10 protein-coding genes are annotated in these 9752 nt (G+C 69.3%); 7 read left to right on the top strand and 3 right to left on the bottom strand.

All coding sequences use genetic code 11. The annotated features are described in order from the left end of the window. Positions 1–127: 127 nt before the first annotated feature. Complete coding sequence (locus CLV30_RS19870) at positions 128–1351, top strand: ABC transporter substrate-binding protein (RefSeq protein ID WP_165358762.1); 1224 nt, start codon at positions 128–130, stop codon at positions 1349–1351. Between the two features lie 16 nt (positions 1352–1367). Here CLV30_RS19870 and CLV30_RS26100 read toward each other — a convergent pair whose 3' ends face one another. Continuing rightward, positions 1368–1547: a hypothetical protein gene (locus tag CLV30_RS26100; protein ID WP_129711120.1), complete on the bottom strand. Its 180-nt coding sequence runs from the start codon at positions 1545–1547 to the stop codon at positions 1368–1370. Here CLV30_RS26100 and CLV30_RS19875 point away from each other — a divergent pair. The 4 genes from CLV30_RS19875 to CLV30_RS19890 all read left to right on the top strand — a co-directional run bounded on the left by CLV30_RS19875 (position 1546) and on the right by CLV30_RS19890 (position 6678). Then, positions 1546–2385 carry a carbohydrate ABC transporter permease gene (locus CLV30_RS19875; RefSeq protein ID WP_106538978.1) on the top strand — a complete coding sequence of 280 codons (840 nt, stop codon included), beginning with the start codon at positions 1546–1548 and terminating at the stop codon, positions 2383–2385. The two genes, CLV30_RS26100 and CLV30_RS19875, sit on opposite strands and share 2 nt — an antisense overlap. After that, entirely contained in the window at positions 2382–3233 is an 852-nt protein-coding gene (locus CLV30_RS19880; RefSeq protein WP_106538979.1) for a carbohydrate ABC transporter permease, read from the top strand. The genes CLV30_RS19875 and CLV30_RS19880 overlap by 4 nt, the downstream gene beginning before the upstream one ends. A 44-nt stretch (positions 3234–3277) precedes the next feature. Continuing rightward, positions 3278–4567 carry an ADP-ribosylglycohydrolase family protein gene (locus CLV30_RS19885; RefSeq protein ID WP_106538980.1) on the top strand — a complete coding sequence of 430 codons (1290 nt, stop codon included), beginning with the start codon at positions 3278–3280 and terminating at the stop codon, positions 4565–4567. A 146-nt stretch (positions 4568–4713) separates the two neighbouring features. Further along, positions 4714–6678, top strand: coding sequence for an NAD+ synthase (locus tag CLV30_RS19890; RefSeq protein WP_205741118.1), 1965 nt, complete (start codon positions 4714–4716; stop codon positions 6676–6678). A gap of 77 nt (positions 6679–6755) precedes the next feature. On the opposite strand, the gene CLV30_RS19895 is transcribed toward CLV30_RS19890, so the two are convergent. Then, complete coding sequence (locus tag CLV30_RS19895) at positions 6756–7472, bottom strand: MIP/aquaporin family protein (protein ID WP_106538981.1); 717 nt, start codon at positions 7470–7472, stop codon at positions 6756–6758. A gap of 174 nt (positions 7473–7646) precedes the next feature. Between CLV30_RS19895 and panB the strand changes: the two genes are divergently transcribed. Beyond that, on the top strand, positions 7647–8483 hold the full coding sequence (panB, locus tag CLV30_RS19900) for a 3-methyl-2-oxobutanoate hydroxymethyltransferase (protein WP_106538982.1): 837 nt from the start codon (positions 7647–7649) through the stop codon (positions 8481–8483). Between the two features lie 70 nt (positions 8484–8553). Here the strand turns inward: panB and CLV30_RS19905 are convergent, their stop codons facing one another. Beyond that, positions 8554–8736, bottom strand: coding sequence for a hypothetical protein (locus CLV30_RS19905; RefSeq protein ID WP_106538983.1), 183 nt, complete (start codon positions 8734–8736; stop codon positions 8554–8556). A 72-nt stretch (positions 8737–8808) separates the two neighbouring features. Here CLV30_RS19905 and map point away from each other — a divergent pair, with 72 nt between their 5' ends. Beyond that, positions 8809–9657 carry a type I methionyl aminopeptidase gene (gene map, locus CLV30_RS19910; protein WP_106538984.1) on the top strand — a complete coding sequence of 283 codons (849 nt, stop codon included), beginning with the start codon at positions 8809–8811 and terminating at the stop codon, positions 9655–9657. Positions 9658–9752: the final 95 nt, after the last annotated feature.

The following is a 9752-nucleotide window of genomic DNA, read 5'->3' on the forward strand; positions in this document are numbered from 1 at the left end:
CCGCCTGCTCAGGCCACCCGGCAAGCTCGACGACCGGGCTCGATGCGATCTGAACGGCCACGAACGGGACGAGGGATCCGCCACCATGCATCGTTCAACTTTCAGAGCGACCACAGCATTTGCAGCGTTGACACTCGCCGCGGCGGGATGCACCAGCGCACCGCCGAGTACGGGCGGCGACGACGACTCCATCCGATACCTCGTCCAACAGCCCGAGGACCCGGCCGCGCTGGAACTGCTCGAGGAGCACATCGCGGAGTTCGAGAAAGAGTCCGGCATCAGCGTCGAGCTCGAAGCGCTGCCGATGGGGAACATGCGCACCGTGCTGCAGACCCAGTTGCGCTCCGGCGACGGCCCGGACGTGTTCAGCTGGGGGTCGGGCCCCGGGTACGCGGGAGCGCTCGCCGAGGCCGGCCTCCTCTACGACATGACGGCGGCCTACGACGAGTACGACTGGCCGATCTACGACTTCGCCAAGGAGCGCGTGACGTTCGACGGCCGGCTCATCGGAGTCCCCGGCGAGATGGAGACCATCGGGCTGTTCTACAACAAGACCATGTTCGCCGATCTGGGCATCGACGAACCGAAGAACCTGGCCGACCTGAAGGCCGCCGCCGAGACCATCCGCGACGCGGGCACCGTTCCGATCGCCGCGAGCGACCAGGAGGGCTGGCAGGGCGGGCACCTGCTGAGCATGGCGTTGTCCAGCCGCATCGGTCCGGACGGGATGGACTCCCTGCTGAACGGCGAGACGCCGTGGGACTCACCGGACGTGGTCGCCGCGCTGCGGATCTGGAAGGACTTCCACGAGGCCGGTTACCTTCCCGAGTCACCCACCTCGATCAGCTACGACAGCGCGAACTCGATGTTCTACGCCGGCAAGGCGGCCATGCTGCCCACCGGCAGCTGGCTCATCGGCGGAATCAACAGGAACACCGACTTCGAGGTCGGATACATCCCGTTCCCCGCCGAGGACGGCCCCGGAATGTTCTCCGCCGGCCTCGGCTCGGGACCCATGATCTCGGCCGGCAGCACCAAGACCGAGGCCGCGCTCGAGTTCGTCGACTTCCTCGTGTCGCCCGCGCACGGGCGCTGGACGATCGAGAACATGGGCACGATCCCGGCATATCCGGTCGACACCGCGAAGGCCGACGTGTCGCCGCTGTTCGCGCAGGTGATCGAGGACACCTCCCGCCTCGACGACAGCAAGAACCCGTTGGGCTACAACATCGACGTGCTGACCACGGACGTCTTCAACCAGGCCATGTGGGACGGCGTACAGGCGGTCCTGACCGGCCAGCAGAACGCCGAACAGGTCGCCCAGACCCTCGAAACATCGTTCCAGAAGTGAACCGGGATCAGGCAGGTCAGGACGTGAGCCGCGCAACCACGGCGCCCACCAGCCACACACGCCGCACCGCGGCCCCGGTCCGGTCCGGCCGCCCCCGGGCGGGCCGGCTCCGGTCGGGCGCGGTCCGTTCGGGCCAGCCCCGGGCGACTCGACGCGCGCAGACCCGGCTGGGCATCGCACTGACGATCCCGCTCATGGCGATGATCGTCACGTTCTTCCTGGTCCCGCTGGGCAGCGCCGTGTACTACGCGCTGGTCGACTTCAACGGCATCAACCCGCAGCCCCCGTTCGTCGGCGCCGACAACTTCGTCGAGCTGTTCGGCGACCCGAAGGTGTGGGCGGCGCTGAAGAACAACGCGATCTGGATCGTCCTGGGCACCGCGGCGCCGTTGGCCATCGGCCTGGGGCTCGCCCTGTTGATGTGGGCCGTCAGGCGCGGGAGCATCTTCTACCGGGTCGCGTTCTTCTTCCCGTACGTCCTCCCGCAGGTCGCGATCGGCGTGGTCTGGGGCTGGATCTACGACCCGGTGCGCGGCTGGCTCAACCAGGCTCTGGAGACGGTCGGCCTCGGCTCACTCGCCACCGGCTGGCTCGGCAACCCGGACACCGCTCTCTACGCGGTGCTGGGCACCGCCGTGTGGGCGACGACCGGGTTCGTCTTCATCATCTTCCTCTCAGCGCTGCGCAACGTCGACATGGAACTCGTGGAGGCCTCCCGCCTGGACGGCACGAACCCGTTCCAGCGGCTGTGGCACATCATCCTTCCGCAGATCATGCCGGTGTTCCTGATGGTCACGACCATCACGCTGATCGGCGGCTTCAGCGTCTTCGACATCATCTTCATCATGACCGGCGGCGGACCCGCGGGCGCCACCGAGGTGCTGGGCACCTACGCCTACAGCAGCGCCTTCCAGCTCAACCGGATCAGCTACGGAACCGCGCTCGCCCTGGTCATCACCGTGCTGGCGGTTCCCTTCGCTGTCGGGCTCAACCGGCTCCAGCGGCGACTCTCTCTGCAAGGAACGGGCGCATGACGGTCACACGCAACACCATGGCGCCACGGCGCCGGGCATTCCTCACCGGCAAGCACCTGCTGTTGGTCGTTCTGTCGTTCCTCATGCTGTTCCCGGTGATCCTGACGATCTCGACGGCACTGAAGACCGACGAGGACGTGCGGGTGAACCCGTTCGGGCTGTTCTCGTCGTTCTCGCTGGAGAACATCGTGACGGCGTGGACGGAAGGAAACTTCAGCGACTACGTGCTGAACAGCTTCCTGCTCTCGGTGCCGAGCACCGTGCTGGTGGTGGTGCTGTCCACGATGGCCGGCTACACCTTCGCGCGGCTGCCTTTCCCGGGACGCTCCATCGCCTTCTACCTCGTGGTACTCGGGCTGCTGGTGCCGTTCTTCACGTACATGATTCCGCTGTACTTCCAACTGCGGGGCATGGGTCTCCTTGACACGCTTCTCGGCTCCAACCTGGTTCTCGCCACCATCGGTCTGTCGTTCGGCACGTTCTTCATGCGGGCGTTCTTCTCCGATCTTCCGACCGAGCTCGAACAGGCCGCGCGGATGGACGGCGCCTCCGAGTGGCAGATCTTCGTCAAGATCATGCTCCCGCTGGTGAAGTCCGGCGGATGGACGCTCGCCGTCTTCACCTTCCTGCAGAACTGGAACAACTTCCTCGTACCGCTGCTCTACCTGCCGAGCGGTGACTACCGTCCGCTGACCACCGGCCTCTACCTGTTCCTCGGCGGCCGCTCCATCGACATCGGTCCGCTGGCCGCCGGCACCCTCATCACCATCCTGCCGGTCATCGTCTTGTTCATCGCCGCCCAGCGACGGCTCGCCGAGGGCTTCCTGTCCGGAGCGGTCAAAGGCTGACGGCCACGCCCTCGTCCCCGTCCCACCCGTCAGGGAGCCGACCCGTGCATGACGTACTCGATCCGCGTGACCTCGTCCCCGACGAGGCCGAGCAGCTCGCACACAGCGGCTACGACGTCGGGCCGTGGCGGGCCGAAGCCAGCGCCGCGGCCGAGGCCGGCGACGACGCCCGGCTCCGGGACGTCGAGCAGACGCTCGGCCGGCTCGAGCGTCGTCCCGACTGGGGTTATGCCGAGCCGGACGACGACGCGAGCCTGCACGCGCTGCTGGCCGGCGTCCCCGCGGTGCCGGTCGACCAGGAGCGGCTGTCGCAGCGGATCCGCGGCGCATGGCTCGGCCGGACCGTCGGCAACACGCTGGGCAAGCCCGTCGAAGGGCTGAGCCGAGCCGAGGTCGAGATCTACCTGCGCGCAGCCGGCCAGTGGCCACAGACCGGCTACCTTCCGCTGCTCGACCCGTTGCCCGAGGGCGTGTCCGGGCTGCATCCGTCCGCCCCCCACGCGAGCGCGGGACGTTTCGTCGACGTGCCGCGCGACGACGACATCGACTGGACGATCGTCGCGCTCCACCTGATCGAGTGTCACGGCCACGAGCTCACCACCGAGCAGATCGCGGCCCAATGGCTCGACCGGGTGCCGTTCACCCAGACCTACACGGCCGAGCGTGCGGCATACCGAAACCTCGTCCACGGTGTCGCGCCGCCGGACACGGCGCGCCTCCGCAACCCGTACCGGGAGTGGATCGGTGCGCTCATCCGGGGCGACGCGTTCGGCTACGTCAACCCCGGCCGTCCGGCGGACGCGGCCAGGCTCGCCCTCGTCGACGCGCGGCTGAGCCACACCGCGAACGGAATCTACGGTGAGCTGTGGGCGGCCGCGCTGGTGTCGTCGGCGTTGGCCCTCGACACCGCCGACGCGGCGCTGCGGCACGCGCTGGCCGTCGTCCCCGGGCACTCACGGCTCGCCGAGGCGCTACGCGGCGTCCTCGACCTGCACGACCGGGGCGCCGGCCACACCGACGCGCTGGACTGGGTCGACGCCACGCTCGGTCACTATCCGTGGGTGCACACCATCAACAACGCCGCGCTCATCTGCGCCGGCCTGCTCTGGGGCGAGAACTTCATGGACGCCGTGGGCATCTGCATCTCCGGCGGCCGCGACACCGACTCGAACGCCGCCACCGTCGGCAGCGTCTTCGGCGCACTGCACGGAGCCGCCGGCGTCCCCGCGGAACTCGTCGGGACGACGCACGTGCACGTCCGCAGCGCCGTACGCGACTTCGACCGCATCACCGTCGACGAGCTGGCGCAGCGGACGATGCGTCAGGTCACGTAGCCGCCGGCGCGACGTGCCCTGAGCCATCACGAGGCTTTCTGGTGCGTCACGAGGCTTGCAGGGGTGGTGACGCATGAATTCCATGATGAACGTGATCATTCCCGGCGGGCGACGGGAGCGGTCGTGACGGCCGCTAGGCTCGGGGCGTGCCTCAGATCAGAATCGCTCTCGCCCAGATCAACAGCACGGTCGGCGGCATCGAGGACAATGCCGATCTCATCGTCCGGATGACCGCGCACGCCGCCTCCAGCCACGCCCACCTGGTGGCGTTCCCGGAACTGGCGCTGACCGGCTACCCGGTCGAGGACCTCGCTCTGCGCTCGTCGTTCGTCGACGCGTCCCGAGCGGCGCTGGAGCGGCTGGCGGCCCGGCTCGACACCGAAGGGCTCGGCTCGACCGCCGTCGTCGTCGGCTACCTCGGCCGGCACGACCCCACGGCCGACGTGCAGCGGCTGGGCCTTCCCAAGGGCTCGCCGCAGAACGCGGTCGCCGTGCTCTACGGCGGGCGCGTCGTCTCCCGCCAGGCCAAGCACCACCTGCCGAACTACGGCGTGTTCGACGAGTTCCGCTACTTCGTGCCCGGCGACCACCTGGGCGTGTTCCGGCTGCACGGCGTCGACGTCGCGCTGGCGGTCTGTGAGGACCTCTGGCAGGAGGGCGGGCCGGTCTCGGTCGCCCGCGAGGCCGGAGCCGGGCTGCTGCTGGTGGTGAACGCGTCTCCGTACGAGCGGAACAAGGACGACACCCGTCTCGAGCTCGCCCGCCGGCGCGCAGCCGAGGCGCAGGCCACGCTCGCCTACGTCAACATGGTCGGCGGTCAGGACGAGCTCGTCTTCGACGGCGACTCGCTGATCGTCGGCGCGGACGGCGAGCTGCTGGCCCGGGCCCCGCAGTTCGACGAGGGCTGCCTCATCGCGGACCTGACGCTCCCCGAGCCGCAGGCACCGGCTCCGGGACCGTGGGGCGTGGCGCGCGAGCAGCTCGCCGGCTTCGACGTGCTGCGGACCACGTTGACGACGGAGCCGCTGCCCGGCTACGCCCCCGAGCCGGGCGCGATCGCGCCACGTCTGTCCGACCACGCCGAGGTGTACGCCGCCGTCGTCAACGGGTTGCGTGATTACGTGCGCAAGAACGACTTCCCGTCCGTGACGATCGCCTTGTCCGGCGGCATCGACTCCGCGCTCACCGCCGCGGTCGCCGTCGACGCCGTGGGCGCCGAGAACGTGTACGGCGTCTCCATGCCCAGCGTGTACTCGTCCGAGCACTCCAAGTCCGACGCACAGGAACTCGCCGAGCGGACCGGGCTGAACCTGCGCACGGTGCCCATCGTGCCGATGGTCCGCTCGTTCCTCGACAACCTGCCGCTGACCGGCACCGCCGAAGAGAACCTGCAGGCACGCGTGCGCGGCATGACGCTCATGGGGCTGTCCAACCAGGAGGGCCACCTGGTGCTGGCCACCGGCAACAAAACCGAGCTCGCCGTCGGGTACTCCACCATCTACGGCGACGCCGTCGGCGGCTACGCCCCGTTGAAGGACGTGCCGAAGACGATGACGTGGGAGCTGGCCCGGTGGCGCAACGCCGCGGCACTCGACCGGGACGAGACCCCGCCCATCCCGCAGGGGTCCATCGACAAGGTGCCCAGCGCGGAGCTGCGCCCGGACCAGCGCGACTCCGACACACTGCCGGACTACGCGCTGTTGGACGACATCCTGGACCACTACGTCGAACAGGACCGCGGGGCCACCGAGCTGCAGGCCGCGGGGTTCGACCCGGACACGGTGTCGCAGGTGCTGCGCATGGTGGACAACGCCGAGTACAAGCGGCGCCAGTACCCGCCGGGACCGAAGATCTCGGTGCGCAACTTCGGCCGTGACCGGCGCGTGCCCATCACCAGCGCCTGGCGGGAGAGTTCCGGCGGAGTCGCGGAGCCCGCCGAGTCCGAGACGACGACGACCGCCGACACACCGACCGGCGGCACGGCCGCGTCGCCCACGCCCACCGGCGGCACCACCGCGTCGCACGACTCCTCGACCGTCTCGGGCACCGACACGCCGGCGAACTCGCGGGCGGCTCACGACGACCAGCCTCCGCCGCCCCCGGCGACCTGACCGGCGAACCGGCGGCGGGCGACCGCCCGCTCCGCCGGAACGCCTCGTCCGGCTCGTGGCGGTCCCGCCGCGAGTGGTCAGGGCAGCAGCGACGGTCCCGGCGGCGGTGGCACCGGTTCTGGGAAGTCCGGCTTGGACGGCTGACGGTCGGAGATCACGAACTGGTAGAGCACCCAGGCCAGGGCGGCTCCGATCAGCGGGCCGGCCAGCCACGCGGCAAGACCGTCCCACTCGCCGCTGACGACGGCCGGCCCGAACCCGCGGGCGGGGTTGAGCGCTCCACCGGTGACCTGAAGCAGCCCCGCGTTGCCGGCGATGATGGCGCCGCCGATAGCGAACGGGTACACCGAGACCGGTGACCGTTCGTCGAGTACCGTCCCGAAGACCACCAGGACGAGGATGAACGTCGCCAGCGCCTCGAGTGCGATCGCCCCGCCGATGCTGACGACCTCCTCGTTCACCCGGGTCGTGCCCGCCGCGACGCTCTCTTCGCTGGTGGACAGCATGACCACCAGCGCGCCGACGGCCCCTCCGGCGAACTGGGCGACCCAGTACGCGGCGGCGCCCAGAACGTCGATCTTCCTGGCGAGCAGCATCGCCAGCGTGATGGCCGGATTGAAGTGACCACCCGAGATGTGCCCGAGTGAGGCGACGAGCGCGGCGACGATGAACCCGTAGGCGAGCGCGGCCGGTGTCGCGAGCCCGCTGACACCCAGCACCATCACGGTGACGAACACCAACGCCATCGTGCCGATCGCTTCCACAACCGCGTTGCGCAGCCAACCGTCTGCCATCTGCCAGGCCCCTCCTGTCAGTCCACCCTTGATCGGGCGTCACGCTCGCCGGACATCGTTCTGTGACCGGCGCAGCACCTTCGTCGACGCCACCACAGGGACCCTACCGTGCGAGAATCGGTCCTGTTAGGGGACCCGAATCCCGGGCCTCGAGACATCCGAAGGAGTGCCGTCATGACGCACGAGACCGTTCCCCTCTACGGAGGACACCTGTCCCGCCGGGTGACCGTCCGCGACCTACGCGCAGCCAAGGAGCGCGGCGAACGCTGGCCGATGCTGACGTCGTACGACATGTACACCGCCGAGGTGTTCGACGAGGTCGGCGTCCCGGTCCTGCTGGTGGGTGACTCCGCCGGCAACAACGTGTACGGCTATCCGGACACCGTGCCGGTGACCGTCGACGACCTCGTGCCGCTCGCCGGGGCGGTGGTGCGCTCCACCAGCCGGGCGATGGTCGTGTGCGACCTCCCGTTCGGTTCGTACCAGGTCAGCTCGGAACAGGCGCTGACGACGGCGATCCGGATCATGAAAGAGACCGGTGCGCAGGCGGTGAAGCTCGAGGGCGGCGCCGGGACGGCCGAGTCGGTGCGGCGCATCGTCGACGCCGGCATCCCCGTCATGGCGCACACCGGCTTCACGCCGCAGAGCGTGAACACCATCGGCGGATACCGCGTCCAGGGACGCGGCACCGACGCGGAGGGCGTGGTCGAGGCCGCCGAGGCGCTCGAGGCGGCCGGAGCGTTCGCGATCGTGCTCGAGATGGTCGCCGCCGAGACCGCGGCCGAGGTCACGAAGCGGGTGTCGGTCCCCACCGTCGGCATCGGAGCCGGTCCGCACTGCGACGCGCAGGTACTGGTCTGGCAGGACATGGCCGGGTTGCGGGCGGGCCGGGCGCCCCGCTTCACCAAGGCGTTCGGTGACCTGCGCGGCGCGTTGACCGAAGCCACCCGCGCGTTCGCCGACGACGTCGCTTCCGGCACGTTCCCCGCCGAAGAGCACACCTACCACTGACCCTTTCCCATGATCATCGGCACTTTCCCGCCTGTGTGGCCGGAAAGTGCCGATGATCAAGGGGCGAAGGTCAGTCTTCGTCCCACTCCGCGTCCGCGCGGTCCATCGCCTCGGTACGCGCGCGTGCCCGTGAGATCGCGGTCTCGGCCTCCGCAACGGTCTCGTACGGTCCCATCCGGCGGTCGTTCGGGCACCCGGCCTCCGGCTCGACCTCAGCGTGATCCAGGCACCAGTACCACGGTCCGTCCGCCATCGGCCAACTCCCCTCTCCGTCGCTTTCCCCGGGCTCGGCCACAACGACATCCTGCGCCTAGACTGGCACACCATGTCCTCCGTCGCTCCCGGTGTCGTCTCGCCGCGCCGCCCGGTCCCCAGCGCCATTCCCCGCCCGGAGTACGTCGACCGCCCGGGCCCCGCACCGTTCACCGGCTCCGAGGTCAAGGACACCGAGACCATCGAGCGCATCCGCGCCTCGGCCCAGCTGGCGGCGCGCGCGCTGGCCGAGGTGGGCAAACACGTGCAACCGGGCGTGACCACCGACGACCTCGACGCCGTCGGGCACGAGTTCCTCTGCGACCACGGCGCCTACCCCTCCACGCTGGGCTACCGCGGCTTCCCGAAGTCGCTGTGCTCCAGCGTGAACGAGGTCATCTGCCACGGCATCCCGGACTCCACCGTGGTGGCCGACGGCGACATCGTGAACATCGACATCACCGCGTACCTCGACGGCGTGCACGGCGACAACAACGCCACGTTCCTCGCCGGCGACGTCGACGAGGAGACCCGGCTGCTGGTCGAGCGCACGCGCGAGGCGCTGGCGCGGGCCGTCAAGGCGGTCAAGCCCGGCCGCGCGGTCAACGTCATCGGCCGCGTCATCGAGTCGTACGCCAAGCGGTTCGACTACGGCGTCGTCCGCGAGTTCACCGGACACGGTGTCGGCGAGGCGTTCCACTCCGGTCTGGTGATCCCGCACTACGACGACCCGGGCTCCACCACGATCATCGAGCCCGGGATGGTGTTCACCATCGAGCCGATGCTGAACCTCGGTACGCACGAGTGGAACATGTGGAACGACGGCTGGACCGTCGTCACGAAGGATCTGCGCCCCTCGGCCCAGTTCGAGCACACCCTCCTCGTCACCGAAACCGGCGCCGAAATCCTCACCCTCCCCTGAGAATGACGCTTCTATGTCAAGTGGTGGTGTTGTTGCTGGTGGTGAGGTCGGTGGTGAGTGTGCGGTAGACGACGTCGGTGAGGTGTCGTTTGAGG

The organism is Haloactinopolyspora alba (assembly GCF_003014555.1).
Classification (GTDB): Bacteria; Actinomycetota; Actinomycetes; order Jiangellales; family Jiangellaceae; genus Haloactinopolyspora; species Haloactinopolyspora alba.

Bases quoted from the DNA above. Each gene is read 5' to 3' on its own strand.
- CLV30_RS19875 (WP_106538978.1), top strand. From the start codon at position 1,546: ATGGCGATGATCGTCACGTTCTTCCTGGTCCCGCTGGGCAGCGCCGTG.
- CLV30_RS26100 (WP_129711120.1), bottom strand. From the start codon at position 1,547: ATGAGCGGGATCGTCAGTGCGATGCCCAGCCGGGTCTGCGCGCGTCGA.
- CLV30_RS19880 (WP_106538979.1), top strand. From the start codon at position 2,382: ATGACGGTCACACGCAACACCATGGCGCCACGGCGCCGGGCATTCCTC.
- CLV30_RS19895 (WP_106538981.1), bottom strand. From the start codon at position 7,472: ATGGCAGACGGTTGGCTGCGCAACGCGGTTGTGGAAGCGATCGGCACG.
- panB (WP_106538982.1), top strand. From the start codon at position 7,647: ATGACGCACGAGACCGTTCCCCTCTACGGAGGACACCTGTCCCGCCGG.
- CLV30_RS19905 (WP_106538983.1), bottom strand. From the start codon at position 8,736: ATGGCGGACGGACCGTGGTACTGGTGCCTGGATCACGCTGAGGTCGAG.
- map (WP_106538984.1), top strand. From the start codon at position 8,809: ATGTCCTCCGTCGCTCCCGGTGTCGTCTCGCCGCGCCGCCCGGTCCCC.